The sequence below is a fragment of the Rhodococcus koreensis genome, from assembly GCF_017068375.1.
In the GTDB taxonomy this organism is placed as follows: domain Bacteria; phylum Actinomycetota; class Actinomycetes; order Mycobacteriales; family Mycobacteriaceae; genus Rhodococcus_F; species Rhodococcus_F koreensis.
This window is the reverse complement of the sequence record NZ_CP070610.1, coordinates 1,028,642-1,051,484: the sequence shown is the minus strand read 5'-3', so window position 1 is coordinate 1,051,484 and position 22,843 is coordinate 1,028,642. Positions and strand designations below refer to the sequence as shown.

Annotated in this window: 24 protein-coding genes and 1 pseudogene; 16 read left to right on the top strand and 9 right to left on the bottom strand. The window is 64.8% G+C overall.

Annotated features, from left to right (window positions below; all coding sequences use genetic code 11):
• Positions 1–3: 3 nt before the first annotated feature.
• Both JWS14_RS45735 and JWS14_RS45730 read left to right on the top strand, forming a co-directional pair.
• Positions 4–609: a hypothetical protein gene (locus JWS14_RS45735; RefSeq protein WP_206016792.1), complete on the top strand. Its 606-nt coding sequence runs from the start codon at positions 4–6 to the stop codon at positions 607–609.
• Positions 610–671: 62 nt separating this feature from the next.
• On the top strand, positions 672–1,232 hold the full coding sequence (locus JWS14_RS45730; protein WP_206016791.1) for a hypothetical protein: 561 nt from the start codon (positions 672–674) through the stop codon (positions 1,230–1,232).
• Between the two features lie 584 nt (positions 1,233–1,816).
• On the opposite strand, the gene JWS14_RS45725 is transcribed toward JWS14_RS45730, so the two are convergent.
• On the bottom strand, positions 1,817–2,230 hold the full coding sequence (locus tag JWS14_RS45725) for a hypothetical protein (protein WP_061698040.1): 414 nt from the start codon (positions 2,228–2,230) through the stop codon (positions 1,817–1,819).
• Between the two features lie 47 nt (positions 2,231–2,277).
• Here JWS14_RS45725 and JWS14_RS45720 point away from each other — a divergent pair, with 47 nt between their 5' ends.
• Together JWS14_RS45720 and JWS14_RS45715 are read left to right on the top strand one after the other, a co-directional pair.
• Positions 2,278–3,246, top strand: coding sequence for a hypothetical protein (locus tag JWS14_RS45720; RefSeq protein WP_241031822.1), 969 nt, complete (start codon positions 2,278–2,280; stop codon positions 3,244–3,246).
• Positions 3,233–3,835, top strand: a complete 603-nt coding sequence (locus tag JWS14_RS45715; protein WP_241031821.1) for a phosphatase PAP2 family protein — start codon at positions 3,233–3,235, stop codon at positions 3,833–3,835. Before JWS14_RS45720 ends, JWS14_RS45715 begins: the two co-directional genes overlap by 14 nt.
• A gap of 2 nt (positions 3,836–3,837) precedes the next feature.
• Here the strand turns inward: JWS14_RS45715 and JWS14_RS45710 are convergent, their stop codons facing one another.
• Both JWS14_RS45710 and JWS14_RS45705 read right to left on the bottom strand, forming a co-directional pair.
• Positions 3,838–4,182, bottom strand: a complete 345-nt coding sequence (locus JWS14_RS45710; RefSeq protein ID WP_011599406.1) for a helix-turn-helix domain-containing protein — start codon at positions 4,180–4,182, stop codon at positions 3,838–3,840.
• Positions 4,183–4,384: 202 nt separating this feature from the next.
• The gene (locus JWS14_RS45705) at positions 4,385–4,852 is read right to left on the bottom strand and encodes a helix-turn-helix domain-containing protein (protein WP_020476731.1); all 468 of its coding nucleotides are present in this window, start codon (positions 4,850–4,852) and stop codon (positions 4,385–4,387) included.
• A gap of 613 nt (positions 4,853–5,465) precedes the next feature.
• Here JWS14_RS45705 and JWS14_RS45700 point away from each other — a divergent pair.
• The 11 genes from JWS14_RS45700 (at position 5,466) to JWS14_RS45655 (ending at position 13,305) form a co-directional block, all read left to right on the top strand.
• Positions 5,466–5,792 carry a hypothetical protein gene (locus tag JWS14_RS45700; RefSeq protein ID WP_061699538.1) on the top strand — a complete coding sequence of 109 codons (327 nt, stop codon included), beginning with the start codon at positions 5,466–5,468 and terminating at the stop codon, positions 5,790–5,792.
• Complete coding sequence (locus tag JWS14_RS45695; protein ID WP_061699537.1) at positions 5,789–6,097, top strand: hypothetical protein; 309 nt, start codon at positions 5,789–5,791, stop codon at positions 6,095–6,097. Before JWS14_RS45700 ends, JWS14_RS45695 begins: the two co-directional genes overlap by 4 nt.
• Positions 6,094–6,588 carry a hypothetical protein gene (locus JWS14_RS45690; protein ID WP_206016789.1) on the top strand — a complete coding sequence of 165 codons (495 nt, stop codon included), beginning with the start codon at positions 6,094–6,096 and terminating at the stop codon, positions 6,586–6,588. The genes JWS14_RS45695 and JWS14_RS45690 overlap by 4 nt, the downstream gene beginning before the upstream one ends.
• On the top strand, positions 6,585–6,902 hold the full coding sequence (locus JWS14_RS45685; RefSeq protein WP_206016788.1) for a hypothetical protein: 318 nt from the start codon (positions 6,585–6,587) through the stop codon (positions 6,900–6,902). The genes JWS14_RS45690 and JWS14_RS45685 overlap by 4 nt, the downstream gene beginning before the upstream one ends.
• Positions 6,903–7,281: 379 nt before the next feature.
• Entirely contained in the window at positions 7,282–8,592 is a 1,311-nt protein-coding gene (locus JWS14_RS45680) for a Rep protein (protein WP_206016787.1), read from the top strand.
• Positions 8,593–8,849: 257 nt separating this feature from the next.
• The gene (locus tag JWS14_RS45675) at positions 8,850–9,854 is read left to right on the top strand and encodes an acyl-CoA dehydrogenase family protein (RefSeq protein WP_206016786.1); all 1,005 of its coding nucleotides are present in this window, start codon (positions 8,850–8,852) and stop codon (positions 9,852–9,854) included.
• Between the two features lie 653 nt (positions 9,855–10,507).
• Positions 10,508–10,891, top strand: a complete 384-nt coding sequence (locus JWS14_RS45670) for a TA system antitoxin ParD family protein (protein WP_206016785.1) — start codon at positions 10,508–10,510, stop codon at positions 10,889–10,891.
• On the top strand, positions 10,888–11,478 hold the full coding sequence (locus JWS14_RS45665; RefSeq protein ID WP_206016784.1) for an ATPase: 591 nt from the start codon (positions 10,888–10,890) through the stop codon (positions 11,476–11,478). The genes JWS14_RS45670 and JWS14_RS45665 overlap by 4 nt, the downstream gene beginning before the upstream one ends.
• A gap of 136 nt (positions 11,479–11,614) precedes the next feature.
• Positions 11,615–11,872, top strand: coding sequence for a hypothetical protein (locus tag JWS14_RS50840; protein WP_241031820.1), 258 nt, complete (start codon positions 11,615–11,617; stop codon positions 11,870–11,872).
• Positions 11,873–11,926: 54 nt separating this feature from the next.
• Positions 11,927–12,898 carry a hypothetical protein gene (locus JWS14_RS45660; protein WP_241031819.1) on the top strand — a complete coding sequence of 324 codons (972 nt, stop codon included), beginning with the start codon at positions 11,927–11,929 and terminating at the stop codon, positions 12,896–12,898.
• 38 nt (positions 12,899–12,936) lie between these two features.
• Positions 12,937–13,305, top strand: coding sequence for an antitoxin Xre/MbcA/ParS toxin-binding domain-containing protein (locus tag JWS14_RS45655; protein ID WP_206016783.1), 369 nt, complete (start codon positions 12,937–12,939; stop codon positions 13,303–13,305).
• A gap of 534 nt (positions 13,306–13,839) precedes the next feature.
• Here JWS14_RS45655 and JWS14_RS45650 read toward each other — a convergent pair.
• Positions 13,840–17,088 carry a protein kinase domain-containing protein gene (locus tag JWS14_RS45650; protein ID WP_206016782.1) on the bottom strand — a complete coding sequence of 1,083 codons (3,249 nt, stop codon included), beginning with the start codon at positions 17,086–17,088 and terminating at the stop codon, positions 13,840–13,842.
• Positions 17,089–17,117: 29 nt separating this feature from the next.
• Between JWS14_RS45650 and JWS14_RS45645 the strand changes: the two genes are divergently transcribed.
• Positions 17,118–17,543, top strand: a complete 426-nt coding sequence (locus JWS14_RS45645; RefSeq protein ID WP_206016781.1) for a hypothetical protein — start codon at positions 17,118–17,120, stop codon at positions 17,541–17,543.
• Here JWS14_RS45645 and JWS14_RS45640 read toward each other — a convergent pair.
• The 5 genes and pseudogenes from JWS14_RS45640 to JWS14_RS45625 all read right to left on the bottom strand — a co-directional run bounded on the left by JWS14_RS45640 (position 17,514) and on the right by JWS14_RS45625 (position 22,843).
• Positions 17,514–19,106, bottom strand: coding sequence for an AMP-binding protein (locus JWS14_RS45640; protein ID WP_206016780.1), 1,593 nt, complete (start codon positions 19,104–19,106; stop codon positions 17,514–17,516). The two genes, JWS14_RS45645 and JWS14_RS45640, sit on opposite strands and share 30 nt — an antisense overlap.
• Positions 19,107–19,169: 63 nt before the next feature.
• Positions 19,170–19,323, bottom strand: a pseudogene (locus JWS14_RS50835) (nitronate monooxygenase); the annotation flags it as partial.
• 64 nt (positions 19,324–19,387) lie between these two features.
• Positions 19,388–20,773 carry a flavin monoamine oxidase family protein gene (locus JWS14_RS45635; RefSeq protein ID WP_206016779.1) on the bottom strand — a complete coding sequence of 462 codons (1,386 nt, stop codon included), beginning with the start codon at positions 20,771–20,773 and terminating at the stop codon, positions 19,388–19,390.
• Between the two features lie 42 nt (positions 20,774–20,815).
• Positions 20,816–21,511 (bottom strand): hypothetical protein, encoded by a 696-nt coding sequence (locus JWS14_RS45630; RefSeq protein ID WP_005570176.1) that lies wholly within the window; start codon positions 21,509–21,511, stop codon positions 20,816–20,818.
• A 33-nt stretch (positions 21,512–21,544) separates the two neighbouring features.
• Positions 21,545–22,843 carry an NAD(P)/FAD-dependent oxidoreductase gene (locus JWS14_RS45625; protein WP_206016778.1) on the bottom strand — a complete coding sequence of 433 codons (1,299 nt, stop codon included), beginning with the start codon at positions 22,841–22,843 and terminating at the stop codon, positions 21,545–21,547.

The following is a 22,843-nucleotide window of genomic DNA, read 5'->3' as shown; positions in this document are numbered from 1 at the left end:
GAGATGAGCGTGCGCCGATTCCTGGCCGTGGTCGTGATCCTGGGTGCCCTGGTCGCCATCCTCGTCTATGCGTGCCGGCCGACCCAACAGGACCCGCAGACGTCGCCTCTAGAAACGTCGTTACCGGCGGCCGCGGCACCACCGGCAGCCACAGCACCAATTACGACCTTTGCGCCCGTACCTCCACCAACCACGGCGGCGCCGGCTCCGGACGCCGACGTGGCGGAAGACGTCGCCCGCCAGGCCCTATCGGTCGCGTTCACTTGGTACCCGGCCACCGACCAGTCCCCCAACGACGGCTTCGTGCGGGCCCGACAGTGGCTGACCGACAGGCTCGCAGCGCAAGTGGCCATTCCAGTCACGCCCGAACGCGGTCCCGGCGTGCAATGGGGACGGTGGGCCACCACGAACGCAAAGGTCGTCGCCGACGTGCTGATCGGCTGCTCCGGCTGCCCGCCCGATACCGACACCCTCATCCACCGCGTCGCCACCATCCACCAGACCGCAATCACCGGGGACAACGCCGTCCCTGTTGACCCCAACACCATCGTCTGGGTCACGCTTAGCAAGACAGGGGGCAACTGGCTCATCGACACCATCCGGTACTGAACGCAGCAACCACCGCATCGAGTTCGACAACGCCGTACTACGGCAACAGGAGGGGAACCAAAATGTCCAGCAGCCGTGCACCCGCCGGGCTCGCGCTCATCGCCATGATCGCCGCGACCCTTGCCGCATGCTCAGGCTCGTCGAGCGATGACACTCGGCCCGGCAGCGTCACGCCCGCCGAATCGTCCGGCGGATCCGACGGGTGGGACGGCAACATCGCCATCGGCGTAGGCAACCGCAAAGGCATCGACCTCGTGACCCTTCCTACCCCGGACCAGGTCGATGTCGAGTGCCACGGCGAGGGCGACAACCTCACCATCGACGTCGCCGCACCGAACGGGTGGAACGCTACCCTCACCCACGGATCCCAAACCGTCACGATCGAGAACGAGAGCCTCAACTACCCAGCACACGACTTCGCCGAATCCCCGGGAGCGATCGAGGCCGTCAGCAAAACACGACCGAAGGGCAGCACCAAGCAATTTCCTCTCGGCATTACCTGGGACAAGCCATCGGTCGGAGAAGTCGAAATTCAGGTCGACGACGACACTCCGCCCCACTGGATCGTGAACTCGCCGTATGACGACCTCGACATCTACATGCATCTCAACTGCAACGGGTAACGGAGATTTCGACTCGCCGAAGCATCAATTTCTCACAGTCGCCACACCCCGTATTGCGAATCGGCACGCATTGCAGTTGGGGGCACCACGCGTGCCGGGCGAACCGGCACCAGCTCTGAGTAGCTATGCCACTCTGCCTGACAGTCGCCCGGCTAGATAGGTTCGATGTTTGAGTACCGCAGTTCTGTTCTCCAGCAGCGAAACACGACTTCAGGATGGTTTCTCCACCTTACCGCCGACTACGATTACGCGCGCAGAGCTTGGTACCGAGGTCCCAGAGACCTTCTGGTTGCAGCTATCCGCGGTGCTGATAATCTAGCCACCGCGCTCCCGCCCGGGAGTTCCCTGAAGCCCGTCGGGGCGGCTTCAGATGCAGCGTCAAGATGTGGCACACGTGTATTCATATGCGCCCCAATGGTCCCGGGTGGAGGTTGATAATGACGAATCGTGTTTCAGAGGCTGTCGATCGACTGTTTCGCGTAGCGACCTCAGGTGAAGCGTCTACGCTTACAGGATTGATGGAGGCAGCAGCCCGGGACCGGAAGCGCCCGATCACCGTCGTTCAATCCAACAAGAGCCTGCCGCTAGGCGTTTTCGGCCAATGGGTTCAACATCCCGACCGGGACGAGGTTTCCTGCGCTGACTGGGTTCACGCCCGCGAGCGCACGCTTGCCCACGAACTCGGCCACATCCTGCTCGGGCATCGGGGCCGACCTGCCCGCGAGTTCGCGGAAGAGTTTCTTCCAGCAGCGGCTCATGGATTGGCGAAGATAATGCTTCGGCGCGAGTGCAGTGACGGACACGACGCTGAGGAAATTGAGGCTGAGGCGTTCGCGAGCAGACTCCTTGGGCGGGTGAATAGTAACCAAGCATCCCGCAATCCCGGTGTGCGCGCTCGCCTCGACGAGGCGATCAGGTGACCGCAACAGCGGCGGTCGCAGTCCTTCTATGGATAGCCGCAGCCAGTCGGTTCCGTAGGTGGTGGTGGGCTCGCACATGGAACCTGGTCGGTGTTCTGACTGTCTTCACCTGCATGGCCGCCCACATGACAGTCAACCTGCCGCTCTTCGAGAGCTTACTGAGAGGCGCACTTGGTCACTCAAATGGTGCTGGCGCGGTCAAAATGGTCCTGTTTAGCGGAATCTGCTTCGGTGCAGCCATACTCGTGACAGACCTTATGGCTCCGTCCGATCGACGTCGCGCACAGCTCATCCGGCTTCATGCGTTGCTGTCAATGGTCACCGCAGGCGGGTCAGTGGCCTTCTTCTTGACTGCCCCGGAAGTGCCGGAACAGCGCGACGGATATACCTTCGACGACCTGTATGCCCACACTCCCGGATATGCGGAGGCCGGCATTACCGCGATGCTCTACCCGTTCCTTCTCTGCATCGTGGTGACCATCGTGACGGCCGGCCATGCCGACACGCGGACCGCGACGGGTCGTGGCTTGATGGTGCTGTGCCCCGGGGTTTTCCTGCTCACCGTCTACGCCGGCATGCGCATCACATACGTTCTGGCCGCGTCTACCGGTGCAATCGATCCGACTCCCCGAGTCTTCGACATCACTCAGGTTCTTGCGCTCGTCGGGGTCCTCATGGTCACCATCGGTGTGCTGTGGCCGACGATGGCTCTCTGGACGGCCGCCCGCCGGGCGTTGCGAGATTTCTTCGAACTCCATCGGGTGCTCACTACGCGCTGGCCTGGTGTCATTCGACCCTCCTGGAAAGGTAGCAGCGCCACGGATCGCGTTGCCGACCGCGCCACGGAAGTGATGGACGCCCTTAGCATCGCCGCCCAAGCCGCAGGCCTCCCCCATGGCGCCCCGATTCCCGAGGACGAAGCGCCAGTTGCAATAGCTGAGTGGATCCTTACCGGCTTCACACGGGAAGAGTTGCCCCAGGAAGCTCTCGGCGCTCCGGAGGGCGTCTCAGACGTCGAGTGGGTGCGCACTCTCGGCGTCGCTTTCAACACCGCACGACAGGAAAAGTTGGTGGCCGCAGATGGCGATGACTGAGAATCAAACCCGCGGCGACCGTGTTGATCGCCTTGCCAGAGCATTGACTGAGGTGGGAGCTCCTTGGGTTCTCAACATTGTCTCGTCACTCTTCCTGGGCGTGTACCTTGAGGCGACGGCATGGGGGATCTTCGTCGCCATGATTTCCGGCGGCCTCCCCATGGCCTTCATTCTGTTCGAAATCTGGCGATCACGGATCGGCGATCACCATGTGACCGAGCACCGCGAACGTCACCTTCTGATTGTCGTTATCTTGGCAATCGTGCTTGCGGGTCTCGTCATTCAGATCTGCACCAATGCACCCGCAGAACTGATCGCCTTCACGGCCGCAGGGTTTGCGACGTTGCTGGCCATCGGGATAATTACCAGCGTCGTTCGGTGGAAGGTCAGTGTGCACACTGCTGTCTCAGCGGGCATCACCGTGATTCTCATGCTCGCTGTCTCACCGATTTGGGTTCTGGCACTAGCGTGCACGCCCGCGATCGGTTGGTCTCGGGTGCGGCTCGGTGATCACACGACTGGTCAGGTCATCGTGGGTGCATTCGTGGGCTCCGTCATCGCTGGAGGCACGTACACACTGTTCACCTAGTCCTATTCGGGACGCCGGAACGGGAAGTACGTTCGTGCTGCAATATTCTGGTCTTCGGCGTCTCGGAGATCTTGGATGTAGGCGATATAGCCCTTGATCTCCTCGTAGACATCGTCGTCATTGAAGTAGTCCATTGGTACTGCGAAGACTCGACATATGTCTCGCAGCGTGGTCCAGCTCGGTGAAGATCGCTTTCCGGACAGCAACTGCGACATGTATCCCGGCGTCATATTGCCGCCGGCGGCTCGGATGGCCTCGACAACCTCCGCTTGGCTGTAGGGACCTCGCCCCTTCGGATGGACCGTGTCGAATAGATGTCGCAGCCTTTCGGCGAAACTCTCGCTCACCGCACATCCTCCAAACTTCAAGCTTCGCCGGTAGTTGGACATGAGTATAGATGTCGTTGACGTCGCCTTATTGCAGTAGTTACGGAAGTGTTTACTGTTGCAAGTTTGCAGTAGTAAAGTAGGCTCAAGATCATTCACATGAACGACAGAAGGCGAGGCACCGGTGTCACGGAGTTCGGGCACGCCACCGCGCACGAGGACGTCAGGCGGGCATGCCCGGCGGCCGGCTCCGCGCCCGCTGATGCGCGTCCCGCAGCTCCGCAATGGAGATGTCGAGCGCAGACGACAGTCGCTCAGCAACGTTGTCGGACAATGCCGTCTCCCCACGCTCGATGCTGCCAACCACGGCAGTACGGACCCCGGCACGCGCACCGAGTTGCGGTTGGGTCAGCCCCAGCAGAACCCGCCAGTCGCCCGGGAAGCGCTCCGAGACTGGGATATTCACAAAGTCGGAGATGGGAACTTCAAGAACAGCGGCAACCCTCGCCAGGACGTCAACTTGGGGCGATGCAGTGCCCTTCTCCCACCTTCTAATCGTGGCGACGCCGACGTCGGAAAGCCGTGCCAAATCCGCTTGCGACCAGCCGGCGTTGCGGCGCGCGCCAACCAGGGCGGACGGAGTAAACCCGCGCATAACTCGCCGACTCACCGAAATAATCCTGCCGCACATGTGGTCACTGGTAGACACTGTGCCGCCCTCCCGTTACGATGCGCACATACGATCGGTTTTAAACGATCGCTTTTATATGATCGCACGAGAGCGACATGGGGGTGGAGCTAAGAGTCGAGCCCTATTGCAACGAGAAACCCCCTGACCGTTAGCGGCGGCCAGGGGGCTCGAGCCTCAACGGATTAGCGGTCCGTTCAGGCACCATCAGCAGATTGGAGTCTCTGCAATGAACACGATAGCTGGCGCCCAAAGAGAGCGCGGTAAGCGGCATCCAGCCGTGGCGCGATCGTTAGCCACTGCCGACCTGGTGCGCATCACTGCCCAACACGTGTCCTCCGAGGGGCGTTGCGAGGAATGCGGCGCCCTAGTCACGGCAGCTAAGCCTCTGTGCCCCCGAGCTGCGGCCGCGCTCCGCGAGCTAGCGCGGCGCGATGGAACTGCAGACACATCGTCGAGAACGATTCGCTTTTCGGTCGCGACGTTGCTGCGTTCGGCGAGCGCACACCGACCAACCCCTGAGGGGCGTTGCTTCCGGTGCGGCTTCGTCTACACCGCCAAATGCCAAGACTGCCCGCAGCTGCGGAGTATCCGCCGCGAGTTGGAAGCACGCGGAATGATCCCGTTGACCGCACCCGAGCCGGGTGTGGGCACGTGCGCGGGCAAGTCCGCTTCCTGGGAACTGACGGGGCAGAACTTGGCATCGTGGCAGCGTGCGATCGATTCGTGCCACGAATGCCCGATCCTCACCCAGTGCCGCACCACGCTGCGCAATCGAATCGCAGGGGGTGAACCGCCGCAGGATCAGATCGTGGCGGGCGCCGCGTTCGACTACTACGGCAATCATGTACCCGCCGATCGGCTCCGGACGTATGCAGTCCTGCGTTCGAGGACTCCCCGAGGTCCCGCCAACCACGTCGCCGCTGGTGGTGATGCCGCATGACCGCCCGCCGATCAGCCCCGACGGTCTTGCCCTGCTCGATTGACCCGCAGTCGTGGGACATCGATGAGGGTTCGTACCGCGCCGGCCGCGACGCGCAGCGGGAATGCTTCCAGTGCCCGCGGCTCGCCGCGTGCCGCGCCGAAGTCGCAAAGATGATCGCCGCGGGAGATCCGCCGCAGTCGATGATCTGGGCCGGTGTCGCGTATCGGCACGACGGAACGGCCGTCGCCACTGATCGTGAGCTGCGGGTGTATTACAACCGCGTCGAAGGGCAACGGGCAATCGAGCGGGGGTCGGCGGCATGATCAGTCTTTCCGACCGTGTCCTGCTCATGGCGACCGGCGAGATCGAGTGCCCCGGTACCGAAGGCCCCGGGTCTCTGCGTTGGGGATGGCTCGCTGATCTCTACTCCCACCCAGTGTGGGGTCTGGTCACTATTCCGGGCTTCTCCACGGCCGTGGGACATACCGTCGCTATGTTGTGCCGCGATATGCCGACCGGCACGGTCGACCCCCTCGCTGCCAGGTGGGATGCGGTGCACCGGCTCGGGGCGATCGGCGCCAGCCGCGCTCAGTCGGCGGCGCTCTACGCTTGGTCCGCGGTCGCCGATACCACCGTCGATGCTCATGACTACCTGAGTGGCCATCAGTTCAGTGGTGCGGAAGCTGTCGCCGCCGCGTTCTGGGCGCACCTCGCCGCCAAACCGGGCTCTGTCGCCGAGACGTGCGTCGCCGCGGCCATCGAGGCATGGGATTCACGTCTGCGCCGTCCCTCGACGAGAGGGGCAGTCGCATGAGGGGTCTTACCGCCACCGACCGTCACGGGCGAACGTGGGACCTCATCGCGATAGAGAGCGTCATCTGCGCACTCCTCGTCACCGATACCAGCACGCCGACTGTGATGTCCGCTCCGGATCTTATCGACACGCACGGCCCAATCCGGCTCTCACCGGGCAGGTGTCGTCTCAGCCCGGGAGCACGCGACGCGCTGGTCGATGTCGTCGGCCTCGTCGCATCGGAGCCCGAAACGGCCACGGTTGAGCAGATCCGTGAGGTTGCCGCCGCGGCCCGCCTGTTGCTCGGTGTGAAGCCGGCACCGCGGTCGGCGTAACTGGCACGGCTGCGGCCGCAAACCACCCTTCCCGGTCCCCTTCAGCGGACACGCGCGAACCTCCACAGTTCGCGGTGACCGCGCTAGTTGATCGGCACCCACCCACGCCCAAAGCGAGGCGATGCCCCTGACCGCGTAACCATCGCGCTACCCCGATAACCCAAATTTCAAAGCGCAGACCTCAGACACGCGAAAACCCCCTTGGTGGGGGTGGTTTCAGATTCACGAACCGCTCCGCGGCATGTTGTTGAGGAGGACTTGCCGGTCCTCCTCAACCAAGAGGGTGAAGGCCTTGCCGAGCCGTCACATTCTCTGAGGGTGAGTGCCGGAAGTTACCCGCTTCCGACACTCGTACTGCATTCCCCGAAGGGACTTACCTGTGGAAGGTACGTCTGATGCTAACGCATGCGCTGAATCAGCAACTACACAACCCGTTTCGCCCACCAACATCCGGTCATCCGTCAACGGCGGTACGCACATTCCGCAGTCGGCAGAAGTCGACACCTGGGAAGCCTCCGTCTACGCCGCCACCCAAGCCATCAACAACCTCCACGAGTACAACCGCGACACCGGGCAACGCGGCCGATCCTTCACCCTCCCGATTACACCCGGATGCGAAGCCACCATCCCCGTATGGTCCGGACGCACCGAATGGCTACGCCAACTCCGCCACCACATCACCCACACCCCCACCGGCCAGGCCGCACTCACCGCCCACAGCATCGGCATCGAACGCCTGATGGCCGTCGCCACAGCCCACGCCCGATTCGCGGATTCCACCACCGGCCGCGGTGTCACCGCGTCCCGGAATCTCATTGCACACCACGCCGGAGTCTCACTCTCCGTGATCAACCGCACCCGCCGCGTCCTCAAAACCCTTGCGATGGGTGTCGAAGTCGAACGTGGCCGCACCCTCCGCACCCACGAGTACATGGCCGCCGAACTGCACCACGGCGGCCAACAACACCAAGCCGCATCCGTGTGGGCGCTTAGCTCCCCGAAAAGCATCGTCGACGCCACACCCTCACCCCCACAACGACCATCGCGTCCGCGCCGCACCCGCGCCGCCCGACGTCTCACACGCCACCGCACCCGACTCCAACAACCCACCAACGCGGCTAGCACAACTCATCCCCAGGCCACCTGCGCTGACACCCTATCCCCCGGTACTTACGTTCCTTCACATAATCTTTCGTTACGAAGTACTCACCAACGCGCACACGCGCGGCCCACCACACCCACCCCACACCCCCGACCCCTCCACCTCCAACAAGCAGCCGCCACCCTCGCCTCCCGCTCCCCCGTTCTCGCCCACGGACATATCGGCAACATCTGCGACACCATCAAGGCCGCCGGCATCGACACCACCCGCTGGACCGGCCAAGACATCGCACAGACCCTCGACCGCGACACCACCCAACGCGGCTGGACCTGGCCCACAGCAGACTGGATCAGCTCACCGGTCGCCCTCCTCCGCTGGCGACTGACCCACATCGACTGGACCGGCCCCTCCCCCAGCCAGCACCGCACCGCAGCCGACGCCCGGCGCCGCCGCGAACAACAAGCCCACCGCACCGCAATCCACCGTCGCAACGCCATGCAAGCAACCCCGGAGCAGCGGGAAGTCGCCCTCGCACAGATCCGCCGGACCCTGCGTCACACCACACATCGCCGAGTTGATGTCCGATGAGCCGTCCAGCGGGACGTTCACCAGTCTCGCGGGTAGTCCTCCACCATCATCGAGCCGCCGCACCTCGGGTCACGGACCGACTGCTACTGCCGTGGGACTACACCGGAGGCGATCCGGGCAACATCTCGATCGACGTTTCGGCAGTGGACCGCTGCCGCAGTGGTGCGAGTTCTCAGAAGCTGGACGAGGCTCACGGCGTCCGCCCACCATTGGAGTACGTCGGCTGGGTGCGGCGCAGTGTGGATACGGTGTCAGCCATGACCGACTGGGTACAGCAAGCGCAAACCCTCACCGACCAGGTGCTGCGACCCGCCGCGGCGGAGGTCGACACGTCGGGGAAGATCCCGCCCTCGCACTTCGCCGCACTACGCGACCAGGGCTTCTACGGCCTCGCCTTCGCCACCAAAGATCCCGTCCACACCCTCGCCGACGTCGGCGAAATCCTCATCAGCGGCTGCCTGGCGACCGCATTCGTCTGGGCACAACACCACGGCACCCTCCTCCGAATGATGATGTCGAGGAACAACACCCTCAAAGCCCGCTATCTCGCCGACCTGCGCAGCGGCGCCGTCACCGCCGGGGTCTCCGGCAGCGGCTACGCGAACCCGGACAACCCCGTCATCGTCGCGACCGAAACAGACGATGGATACACCATTACCGGGCAGGCACCGTTCGTGACCGGATGGGGCCTCGTCGACACTATTGGCGTCACCGCATACGACACCCGAGCCCAGAAAACCGTCACCTTCCTCATGGACGCAACCGACGGTCGAGGTGTCCACGCGAAACGAATCTGCCTGTCCGCGGCCGACGCATCCAACACCGTCGAACTGACCTTCAACGGACACCACATCCCCCACACCGCAGTCATCCACGTCCGAAAGGCTCGTCGCGGCGGACTCAGCATCGCGGACCGCGCCATTCTCCGGATCAACGGCTCCCTCGCCCTCGGCGTGGCACGAGCGTGCCTGACCGAAGCCAACCGCATCGGACACCCCTGCCCACAACTGCGGGAAACACACACCACGATCCGCACAGCACTCAACAACGCGGCCATAGGCGACGGAGACATCTACAACGCCCGCGCCCAGGCCAGCCAATTCGCCGTCACCGCCGCCACCTACGTCGCCACCGCCGCGGGGAGCCGATCGGTCACACGCGGTGAGCCCACCGAGCGGTTGGTCCGGGAAGCCGCCTTCAGTGCCGTCTGCACCACCACCCCGGAAATCAAGTCCCGCATCCTGACCGCTCGCCACCCCTAGTGGAACCGCCGGACCGAGACGCATGACGGCGATCCCAGACCCCGACTTCCGCACCCTCAGTTCCATCGCAATCCTCCCCGTCTCACTCCACCGGAACCGGCGATCAGGCGGACCGACCCGCCCCTCTGCTCAGTCAGCAGAACAGCGCCCGAACCAGAAGAATCGTCCGCCAGGTCGCCGCCCACCGTGATGCACGGTGCATCACCCAACCCCCGCCGTGAGTCCCACCTACCCCGGGGCGACCACTTCGCGGTAAGGCGACTTGGCGAATCTCGGCCAGTTACCCTTGCGCCCTCGAACCATGCGTGGAGCACCGCGCTCGGGGATGGTTCGAGAGCGGCTCAGCTACGCGACTCGCAGCGGAGGCAGGAGTCAGCAAACCCGGCGGGTCGTATCCCGGAATGCCAAGTCTCGACCCGACGGGATACGGCCGCACCCTCCACGTTAAACCGCCTCCGGACTGACCTCAATGGCCAGTTGGGGGCGGCTTTTTGTCGTCTAGGGGACCTTCACCGCACCCGGCGGCGTGGTCTCGAAGGGAGGACCGACGATCGTCGGCGGATTCGGGCGGACCCCGACAACAGGAACCCGACAGCGCCTGTAGCTATCAGCTACACTTGTAGCAAGTAGCTACACCACCTGAGAGTGAAGCGATGCACAGCACTGGCGACAAGGTCACCCGCCTGGCAGCCGACCTGGTGGCCAGCGCCATGGCCGAGGGAGAACGGCAACACCGCACCGGACGCCAACAACTCGAACACTGGGCCCGGGTGGGACGTGCGGTCTCGAGCCGACAGACCGCGGCCCGCCGCCGAGTAGAAGACGCCCTCGCCGGCCGGTTGCCGCTCGGCGAACTCGGACCCGAAGAAGGCACAGTGTTCAACGCCGAGATCAACGCGGCGATCGAGGAACAACTGGCCACCACCGACTACGGCTCTACGCTCGCCGCCCAGGGAATCACCACCGTCGCGCTGTCCGAGGACGGTCAGATCATCGAGTACCGTCCCGACGGCACGCGCACAATCCTGCCCGAGTGAAACGACTCGACCTGGTGGCCGGCTGCAACGGCGCCGGCAAGTCCACCTTCGTGGCCTTCACCCTCGCCCCCCTGCTGCCAGCCAGCCCGCTCGTCAATGCCGACGAAATCGCCACACAACGATGGCCGGCAGATCCGGCCATCCACTCCTATGAGGCGGCGGAGATCGCCGCGAAGACCCGAGCACACCTGCTGACCCTGGGGAAATCGTTCATCGCCGCGACGGTGTTCTCCCAAGCGTCGAAACTGGAGCTGATCGACCAAGCGCGCACACACGACTACACCGTCGTCTTGCATGTGCTAATGATTCCCGAGGAACTAGCGGTCCAGCGTGTGCGCTGCCGGGTGCAAGCCGGCGGACACGACGTGCCCGAACACAAGATCCGCCAGCGATACCAAAGAATATGGGGCCTCGTCGCTCAGGCGTTCCCACGTTTCGATCACGCGAGCGTGTACGACAACAGCTCGAGCACCGGCCCGCGCATCGTCGCCCAGTTCACCGACGGACACCTCGTCGGCGAAGCCACCTGGCCCGCCTGGACACCCACAGAACTGACATCGCACACCAGCCGGGGCGAGCACCCATAGGCGCAGCAATAGCCCGGCGGATCCGAACACCCAGAACACGAGAAACCAACAGACACGGCCACCGACCACGACGCACCGAAAGTCACCGACTCCGACGAGACGGACACCTCCCTCCAACAGCTCACCACCAGCCGGGGTGGTCGCGGTGATCGAACATTGTGAGGCACGCGAGTTCGTCCACGAGGTGTTCGACCACCATCGCGACGTTCAACGCAATTTCACCGCCGATGCATTCCTCGCCGCCTACCTGCTCACACCGATGCTCGGCCTACCGATGCACCAGACAAAAGTCGCGACGGTGGTGCGGGGATGGACCGATCGGCAACGCGCGGCACTTGAGCTGCCGGACGGTGTGCCCATCAGTTACGAGGCCATCAACGATGCGTTACGGTGACTGATGAACGCGTGCCGATCATCTCGGTATCCCGAGTGGGACGAGCATCGCTTCGTGCAGGCCCTGCTCGATGCCTCCCTGTGGGGTCACCCGTCGACCGGGGCCGTGGCTCTGGATTCGACCGACCTCTCGACGTGGGGGCGGGTGCGCCACCGCAAACCGCTCGTCGACGCCGACCCCGACTCGCCGCCGCCGCCGGATCATCCGCTCGCGCCGCCGGATCCGAACCATCCGCATGCCCGCAGGAGCGGGCACCACCTCCCGGACGCCCCGACCGGGCCGGATCGCCGCTACATCTGCACGGCCGACATGGACGCGCGGATGGGCTGGCGCAGCAGTGAGTTCGAGGAAACGATCTTCTTCTGCGGTTATGGCCTGCACGTGATCACCGATGTGCCATCCGTGCCCGGCCGTGGCCCGGTGGTACACGTGGCCCGGGCGATGAACCTCTCCCCGGCCGGGTCGCACAAGGGCATCGGTGGCCTGCCCGCCGTTCACGCGCTCGGTGACACCATCGGCAAGCCGCGGCAGCTCATCGCCGACCGCGCCTACAACTACGTCACCAACGACACGTTCGCGTTGCCGGTCTGGCAGCTCGGCTACACCACCATCTACGACCTGCACCCCAAACAGCGCGGCATACACCCCGGACCCGACGGTAGCGACACCCTCTGGATCGACGGCACCCTCTACCCGACGAGTCTTCCTGCGGGGCTGCACGACATCGAGCCGATCGACACCAAGATGGACGCCGGCGTGCGCGGGCGGCTCGACCGCCGGCACCAGGCCCGCCAGGCCTACGCCTTCGCCCCACACGGCGCCCGCCAACCCGACGGATCCCGGCGTTACCGCGGGCCCGCCGTTCCTCCGGCCCGGGTTCGCTGCCCGAACAATCCCGTCTCGATGCGCGCACCGCACAGCGTCCCGACCACCTCCTGCACATCGGGAACACCGTGCGGGTGCGGGCGCACGATCACCCTGTCCGACGCCGATTACCCGGACCTGCGGATGCCGTTCCAGCAGTAGCGTGAACAGCACACGGGGGCTGACCGAGGAGAGGCGAAATGGTCGACACAGGCACCGGACCCGACACGGCAGCGCGCACCCTCATCACCGAATTGCGGTCACTCCTGGGCGCGAAACTCGTTGCATACCTGGCCGAAGCGCCCGACACCGCCACCGTCCACGGATGGGTGGACGGCACCACCCCACTGCCCGACCACGCCATCCTCGACCGACTCCAGGTCGCCCTCGACGCCGCACGACGAATCGGCGCGCGCGACACCCCCGCCGTCATCCAAACCTGGTTCCAAGGACGAAACCCCGCACTCGACAACCAACCACCCGCACAGCTACTCCGCGAACCGAACCTCGACACCGTGCGCGACACCATGCTCGCTGCCGCAACCGAATTCGCCACGCACGGCTCCTGACCGCACATCATGCAACCAGAATGGAGCGGCCGCAATCCAGCAACCAGCTCTCTCGGTAGTTGCTCTTTCAGACGCATCGGCAGATCGTAGCTATCTTGAAAGTCGAGATAGGTGGTCAGCAGCACATAAGCGGTGCGCGAAGACTACTCACCATGAGTATTGTCCTTCGTGTCATTTCAGGAAGCAGTGGTTGCCGCCCTGAACCCCACATGGGTCGGAGACGATCGTATTCGGCCGCTTTGATCCCATAGTGCGCTGAAGGCCCGAACGTCGCACGACCACTGTCGATTCCGTCAGAAGGTGCGCTGTTCCGATCGAGGGTTCATAAACGACCGTTTTAGGAACACGCTTTCAATATCAAACGGCGACTGCACCGCTAGCTGGCACGTGCGACCGTGTGCAGTCGGCTTTTGGTGATGGCATTCAGGAGTGGACTACACGGCCAGCACAAGTACCCACGAAACCTTCCATGGCTCGATGGAGGCGGGTCCGATGTCCGGCTGACCCGTGCCTCCCCGTCACGCTGAGCGTAAATTAGGATGATTGTCTCTCTTCGACAACCCAGGCAGCGACCTGTGCTCTTGAGGTGAATCCGAGTTTGGTGAGGATGTGTTCGACATGTCCCTGAGCGGTGCGCTGTGAGATGACGAGGCGGGCGGCGATCGCCTTGTTGGTCAGACCCTCGGCGATCAGTTCGGCGACCTGTTTTTCGCGTTTCGTCAGGGTGGTGGAATCTGGAGGACTCGTCTTCGGGGTCTGCTCGCGGAGTGCGTAGGAGACAGCGGACGTGAGATCCATTGCCCTGCCGTGTTGCCAGGGTTGCTCGAAGGCGCGTTCGGTGAGCATCCGGCGGGCGGACCGCTCGCATTCTTCGTGATAAACGAACAGGTCGGGAACAATTACGGACGGGCTCCCGGCAGCGCGGCCGAGCGTCTCCGCGGCCCCCATCAGTGTGCTGGCGCGTTCAGGGTCACTGGTTCCGGCGATCCAGGCGAGTACTTCGACGCAGTTCGCGCAACTGACCGGGTCGTCGACGAGTCGAGCGAGCCGCACTCCTTCTTCGAGTAGGTCGGTTGCGCGGCGCTGATCACCCAGTCGCCATTGTGCGACGGCCATGGCCCACAGTGCGTAGGCCCGATAGACGGATTCACCTTGAGCTTCCGTGATCGCGAGAACTTCCTCGTAGCATTCGACTGCCCGGTGGGGTTGGGTGTCGGCCAGTTGATACGTCAATCCCAGCAGCGTCAGGGACTCGATCCGCAGTGCGAGTTCGTTCTCGGCATGTCGCAACACAGGCTGTGCCCGCTCCAGACGTGACGCCGCGCGTGTGAGATCGCCGGTGAACAATCCGACGATGCCGTCCGCGTGGTCGACGATCGCGTGCGCTATCGGGTCGGTCATCTGATCGGCGAGGATCCGCGCCCGCTCGACAAGGGCAGCACCTCGCTGGTGGTCCTGCTGCTGTTCGGACATCAGGCAGTCGGCGTACAGCGCCCGGATGTAGGTGATGGTCGGGCGTTCTTTCTGGAGTGACAGGAATTGGTCAAGCCAGCGCCTCGCCTCGCTGAGCTGGCCTCGCGACCCCCAGAGCTGCAACAAGGGTGTGGCCATCTGCAAACCGGCGTCGGCATCGCTTTCGGCGAGGCAGAAATCCATCGCGTCCCGCAGATTGGGCTGCTCACTGCTGAGTCGCTCCATCCACTCGAGCTGCCTGGGACCGATGAACTCGTCCTCGGCGGTGCGAGCCAGCTGGCGGTACCAATCCCGGTGCCGCCGGCGCAAGTCGTGGTAGTCGTCGATTTCCTGGGCCTTTTCTCGTCCGTAGGCGCGGAGGGTCTCGAGCAGCCTGAAGCGGACCGCGGTGCCGTGCTCTTCGCGGATGAGGATCGACTTGTCGACGAGGGATGCCACCGAGTCCAGCAGGTCGCCGGTATTGTCCCCGCACACGTGTTCTGCGGCATCGAGTTCGAAGCTGCCGGTGAATACCGACAGCCGTTGCCACGTGGATTGTTCGCGCGGGGTGCACAGGTCGTAGCTCCAGTCGACGCACAACCGAAGCGTCTGCTGGCGCGACGGCGCGCCTCGGCTCCCGCGAGTCAACAACGCATAGCGGTCGGAAAGCCGTTGCAGAATCTGTTCGGGCGACATCGCAGGCAACCGCGCTGCCGCCAGTTCGATCGGCAGGGGCAACCCGTCCAGCCGGTGACAAATCCGCGCTACAGCGGACTTGTTGGCATCGGTCAACGCGAAGGTCGAGACCGCGGTGGTGGCGCGTTCGGTGAACAGCGACACCGCGTCGTAGCGGGGCAGACCCTGCAGGGACGGCTCGCGGTCGGGGTCGGGGACGGTGAGTGGGGGAACGCGCAGTGCTGCCTCGCCGGCAATTGCAAGGGGTTCGCGGCTTGTCGCGAGGATGCGCAGATTCGGGTTCTGCTGAAGCAGAACCGTCGCGAGGTCGGCAACCGCGTCGATCACTTGCTCGCAGTTGTCCAAGATCAGCAACAGTTCTCGCGAAGACAGGAAGTCCAGCAGAATCTCGCGTAGCGACCGGTCAGTTTGGTCCCGCACACCGAGGGTTGCGGCCACCACGTCGATCAAGCGGGACGGGGTATCGACCTCGTCGAGCTCGACGAACCATGTGCCGTCGGCGAACTCGCGGCGGATGCTCGATGCAAGTCGAAGTGCGAGGCGTGTTTTCCCGACTCCGCCGATTCCGGCCAATGTCAGCAGGCGCGACGACGTCAGTAGATTCTTCGCTTCGGCGAGTTCGTGCCTGCGACCGACGAAGCTGGACAACTCCAGGGGGAGATTCCCCCTCTCGTGGCGGGAAGGGTTCAGGTGAATCCTCTCCTGCGGTGCTGGTTCTGTATCCGGGGCGGGTCGCACGTGGAGCGCCATGTCGTCTGCAGATATCCCGCGGCGACGTCGGATCTCGCGCAGGTTCTCGCCCAACGCTAGGGCTGAGGGTTGCCGGTCCTCGGGGCGACGGGCCATTGCCTGCTCGATCACGGTAGCGACATCGTCGGCGAGGCCGTGATCCCGAAGATCCGGTGCCGGTTCCTTTGTGATGCGGATGAATTGGGCGACCAACTGTTCGCCGCTGCGGCGCTCGAATGCGGCGTGGCCGGTGACTGCGCAGAACAGGGTGGCTCCGAGTCCGTATATGTCCGAGGCGGGGCTCGGGGCGGCGCCGCCGAGGACCTCGGGCGCAGTGAACGCGGGTGAACCGGTGACGATGCCGGTAGCGGTCTCGAACCCGCCGGATATATGCGCGATCCCGAAGTCCGTGAGTGCCGGCTCGCCATAGTCGGTGAGGAGAATGTTCGCCGGCTTGATGTCGCGGTGGACGATGCCCTCGCCGTGGGCAACCTCTAACGCACCTGCCAGTTTCACCCCTAACTGCAGTACGTCGTCCACACCTAACGGGCCGTGCCGTCGGATACGTTCGTCCAGGGAGCCCTGCGGGTGGTACGGCATCACGATGAATGGTTGTCCGCTGTCGGTGACCCCGACCTGGAGGACGTTGACGATGTTGGGGTGGCCGGTCAGGCGGCCCATCGCCCTCTGTTCGCGAAAGAAGCGCTCCCGGTTCTCCTCCGCGAGATCGTTGGTGAGCACCTTGACGGCGACGGTCCGGTCGAGTGCGGGTTGCGTGCACCGGTACACGACACCGAAGCCTCCACGCCCGATCTCCCGGGCGTCGTCGAATCCGTCGGCTGCCAGTTCCGACGCGACTGACGGGGTCACATCGCGATAGGTCTCGAACGGATCGATATCGGGCATCGTCCGGATCGATTCATCCGGTCCGCGATATGTTCGATGAAATCTGCACGTTCAGCCTCTCGACGACGTGTTTCCAGGATATCGCTGACGGTAGCCTGAACGATGCGGGCTACGGTAGCCTCGAACCGCGTCACGACACCGACAGACTCGATGCTGCACGAACACGTGTGGCAGCGCAGATGCTGCGTTCACGCTGGCGGCGGCGCCCTTATACCGTCGAGCGTGGCGCTCTGGGGTGCTCGGTGTGGATCTCGTCGTCGGCGACAAATTGGTCGAGCAAGCCGAGGCGCACGGCCTCGGTGGCCTCGTCGATCTGGGTGAAATCCATCGACATGCCTGCGGCCGCCATGGAGATGGGCAGCTGCAGGACACCGTCGATGAGGTTGGCGGTAGTGGTCGGTTCGATGTGTGCCTTGTCGGAGGGCCTACCTCCCGGCAGTTTCGGCGGCGCGTAGGTCCTTGCGGAGGATCTTGCCCGCGGCGGACTTCGGCACCAGGTCGATGAACTCGACCTTGCGGACTTTCTTGTGCGGCGACACCCGCTCGGCGACGAACGCGATGACCGCGGCCTCGTCGAGTTCGGCACCGGGCTGGCGGACGACGAACGCCTTCGGCACCTCCTCACCCTCGTCGTCGAGAACCCCGATGACGGCGGCGTCGGCGATCTGCGGGTGCGTCAACAGCAACGCCTCCAGCTCGGCGGGCGGCACCTGGTAGCCCTTGTACTTGATCAGCTCCTTCATCCGGTCCACGATCGTCACGACGCCCTCGGAGTCGACGGTCGCGATGTCGCCGGTGTGCAGGTACCCGTCCCCGTCCAGGGTCTCCGCGGTCGCCTCGTCGTTGCCGAGGTACCCGGCCATGATGTTCGGGCCCTTGCACCACAACTCACCCGGTGCGCTGACCCCGTCGGTCGGGTAGGCGACCTCCTCGCCGGTGACCGGGTCGACCAGCTTGCATTCCATGTTCGCGATCGACGGACCCACCGAATCCAGGGCGATGTCGTCACGGTCGAACGGAATCGCATGCGAGACCGGGCTCATCTCCGACATCCCGTAGCCCTGCCGCACCCGGCAACCGAGCCGGTTCGCGACGGCCTTGCCCAGCTCCTGATCCAGCGGGGCGGCACCGGAGAAGATCGAATGCACACTCGACAGGTCGTAATCGTCGACCAGCGGGTGCTTGGCCAACGCCACCGCGACCGGCGGGGCGATGAACACATACGTGCACTTCTGGCCGGAGACGATCTTCAGGAATTCGACCAGGTCGAACTTCGGCATCGTCACCAAGCTCGCCCGGTTGTACAGGGCCGCGTTCAGCAGCACCGTCATCCCGTAGATGTGGAAGAACGGCAGCACCGCGAGCAGTTTGTCGTCGGCGCCGATGCCCATCCGCGGGTTGATCTGACACACATTCGCCACCAGGTTGCGGTGCGTGAGCATCACCCCCTTGGGCCGGCCGGTGGTCCCGGACGAATACGGCAGCACCGCCAACTGGGTCGCCGGATCGAACGACACCTCCGGGGCGGAGGCGCGCTCGGCCAGCAGATCGGTCAGCGACGGGTGCCCGTCGGCGCCGTCGAGGACGATCACGTTCTCGACCGGGATTCCGACGCGGGCCGCGGCATCCTTGGCCTGCGGCAGCAGCGGGGAGACGGTGAACAGGAACTTCGCCTTCGAGTCGGTGAGCTGCTTGGCGATGTCCTCGGCGGTGTAGAGGGCGTTGATGGTGGTCGCGACACCCCCGGCCCGCAGGATCCCGTGGAACACCGACGCGAACGCGGGAACGTTCGGCGAATGCAGACCCACCACCTCACCGACCGCGAGACCGCGCGCGGCCAACGCCCCGGCCACCCCGTTGATCTGGGCGATGAGCGACTGGTACGTGGTGACCGCGCCGGAGGCACCGTCGATCAGCGCGGGCCGGTCCCCATCGGCCGTGTCGACCTGGCCGAAAAGGAAATCGTAGACACTGAGGTTCGGAATCTCGACGTCCGGAAACGGGCTCTTGAAGCTCACTGGGGCCTCTCCCTCGAAGTGTTGCAGCAGTGGTGAATTGGTCTCGTAGCCCGGTCGCCGGGCGCCGGTGGCGAGTCCGCCGCTCGCGCGATGATCGGGACGGACTGCGCCCGGGCCGCGGTGGGGATCAGCACGAGCCCGAGACGTCGTCCTCGCCGGGGTGTCCGGCGCACTCGAAGCCGTCGATGCCGATCGCGTCGACCCCGAGTTGTTCGGCTGAGGGCGTGCCCAGACCACGCGGCAACTACCCCGCGCCTCCGGCAAGCTGGCGAAGCGACTGCTCAAACTCTGATTGCCGAGTCCTTCTCTCTCGCGGCCTGGCTCAGGCTCGCCAGTACGGCCTTCGCCGCTCGCTCGCCTGACGTCGCTGCGTCGGCGAGCGACGGCAGATCGAGCTGGTAGTCGCCGGCGAGGTAGGTGGTGCCGAGCGGATCACGCAACGTCGGAAGCGAGTTCCTCCGCCCGGGCGCCCAGAAGGGCACGACCCGACGATGCCGTCGCACGATGCCCTCGCCCAGCTTCCCTTCCAGCTCGGGGAACACTGCGAGCAGGTCCTGCTGGTACCGCGACACGATCTCCTCGTCGGGGAGGTCGAACAACGCGTCGGCGTGAGCGCCGCCGGCGAAACAGGCCAGCGCTCCACCCGGCTTACGGTCGTCGCCGTTCCGCATCGCTGCGGCGTGGTTGAACATCGCCTGGAACGAAAGTTGCGGCGTCGAGACAGCGAAGTAGTCGTCCCAGCGCTGCGGCCCGACTTCGTCGGTGAAGAATCCGACGATTACGTACCGGCCGTAGGTGATGTCGTTGAAAGCATTCCGGTGCTGCTGCGGGAGGTCCGGGATGATTCGCTCGGCGACATCGGCGGGTGCGGTCACGATCGCGCGCTTTGCCCGCAGCCGCACCGGTCGGTCGCCGTCGTGATAGTCGACGACCACGCCGTCCCCGTCCTGCCGCACCGAGCGCACCACCGAGTTCAGCCGGATCCGGCCACCGAGATCTTCGGTCAGCACGTCGGTCAACGTCTGATTGCCACCCACCGGCAGCGAGAAGTTCGGGATCTTCTCCGGGTCGGCCAGCGCGAGGCCCACCGACGTGACGAACTGGGTGGCGGCCGTCTCCTCCACCTCGCATCCCATCCACTGCGCCGACCACGACCGCACGACGGCGGCGGCCAACTCCGACCGGACACCCTTCAGCAGGTATGACGCCAGCTTGGTGTCGAGCTTGGCGCGAACCCGTTGCGCGATACGGCTCTGCGACTCCAGGAACGGCATGACCGAGAGGATGCGTGCACCGACGATGGCCATGCCGATACGGTCCATCATGGTCATCCGCGTGCGGAACATGAGCGCGACGGGGTTCGAGGTGTCGACCACCTCGCCGTTCAAGTACAGCGCGACGCTCTTGCCTGCGAGCGAGCCCATCTCGATGCCGTGCCGGTCGAGGGCATCGATCAGCGTGCCGGTGCCCTCGGTGAACTGGGTGCCGACGTTGATCCAGTAGTCGCCCCGCCGGACGGTCTCGACTCGTCCGCCCGTGCGATCGGTGGATTCGAGCACCACCACGTCGGTCTCCGGCGCCAGCGTGGTGGCCGCCATCAGCCCCGACATTCCGGCGCCGACAACAACTACCTCGGTGGTCTCTTCATACACGTCGTGCGTTGTCATTTTTCGGTTCCTGACTCTCGATCACAAGGAAGGTCCGGCGGCTCAGGCCGTAGCGGGAGCGCTGCCGCTGACCGCCTGCGCATCGACGCGCTTGTTGTAGGCGTCGAACGCTCGGTAGGCGCGGTAGTACGTGAACATTTGCAGGCCCCACGTGGACAGCGCGAAGATGTAGAAGATCGTGTGCTCCGCGTCGTCGCCCGGGATGTGGACGAAGTCGTAGGTCGCGGCGATGACGAAGCCGCAGGCGGTGGCGACGGCGGCCGAGATGGCGTGCCCGCGCTCGCCGATGCCCCAGAGGCGTTTGACGAAGTAGATCAGGAAGATCGTGGTGAGCACGTTGACCACGATGTAGAAGATCTTGCCGGGCAGACCTATCTCCACGGCGAATTGGCTGAGGAGGAAGCCCACCACGCCCGCGAGGGCGAACGCGCCGATGTCCACCGCCGCGGACGGCTTGTACCGGTGGGTGACCTTCATCAGCCCCAGGACCAGGATCAGCGTGATGCCGACGGACCGGGAGAAGGCGTCCAGGAAGTAGGCGAAGGCGTACATCGGGCTGTCGTGACCAGCCTTGACCAGGCCGTAGATCAGGAAGTTCGAACCCGATGTCGCGACGATGATCCACTCGATGCCGAGCAGGTAGTTCTTGTAGTTCCGGATGAATTTGATGCCGTAGGTGAATCCGACGGCGATCATCCAGATGTCCGCGACCGCGAAGAGCAGTTCTTTGATGGACATGATTTCTCCTTGGAGGGTGGCTTGCGCCGATGGTTAGTTCGTGAGGGCTGCCAGGCGGTCGGAGGCGCGGTCGGCGAGCCAGGCCGCGTGCAGCGCGGGTCCGCTGACGAAGCTGGGCCAGAAATGCTTGCGGCCGTGCCAGATCGCGGCCAGGTCGTCGTGCAGCGGCGCGCCGCCGACCCGGTCCGCGAGGAGATGGCCCACGTACTGTGCCTGGGCGAACCCGTGGCCGTTGCAGGCGAGCGAGTAGAGCACGTTGTCGGAGGCCTCGCCGGCGACGGGGAGCCACGTGGAGCTCATGCCGATCCAGCCGCCCCATGACTGTTGCAGCTTGACGTCGCGCAGGCCCGGGAAGCGGTCGTGGAATCCGCGGACGAGGTCGTCGGTGACGTTCCGTGCGGGGGTGCGGTTCGGCAGTGGGTTCCGCCCGGTCTGTACGCGGCGGGTGCCGAACACGATGGTGCCCCGCGGGGTCACGCGGTAGCTCTCGATGATCATGTGCAGCGTGACCATCGGGGCGCGGCTGGTCCAGCCGATGGCGTCGAGTCGCTCGGGTGCGACGGGTTCGGTCTCGACCAGGGAGGTCCACACCGGGCTGGCGAGATTCTTCGGCGCGATGGACAAGCCGTTGCTGTTGGCGTTGGTGGTCAGCAGCGCCTTGCGAGCCCGAACCCTTCCGTCCGGTGTGTCGACGGTGACACCGTCGCCGGAGTCCGTGACGTCGCGGGCGGGGGTGCGTTCGTAGACACGCACGCCGGACGCGATCGTCGCGGCCCGCAGACCGAGGACGAACTCACCCGGGTTGAGCGTGCCACCGACACCCTCGCGCACTCCGCCGAGGAAGCCGTCCGGAAGGCCTGCTGCGCGGCCCTCGACGAATTCGGCCGCCGATCCGGCCTCGGCCATGACCTTCGCATTGCGGCGCGCGTGCCGCAGCTGCCCCTTGGACACGGCGGCCATCACGATGCCCTCCTGCTGGTAGCCGCAGTCGATCCCGTAGTGAGTGATGGCGTCCTCGGCGAAGTGCACCGCGTTTGCGGCGTACCGGTAGAGGTCGCGCAGCCGCTCGCGCTTCAGCAGAAAACCCAACAGCTCCGGATCGGCGGCGACCGAGTTCGTGATGTATCCGGCGTTGCGAGAGCTGGCGCCCCAGCCGAGGGTCTGCGCCTCGAGGAGCACCACGTCGACGCCCTTCTCGGCGAGGCGGATGGCGGCCGACATGCCGCCCCCGCCGCCGCCGATCACGACGACATCGCAGTCGATGTCACCGGTCAGGGGTTGTTCGACGGTGGCGGGCGGTGCGGCCCAACCGGTGTCGTGAATCAGCTCCAT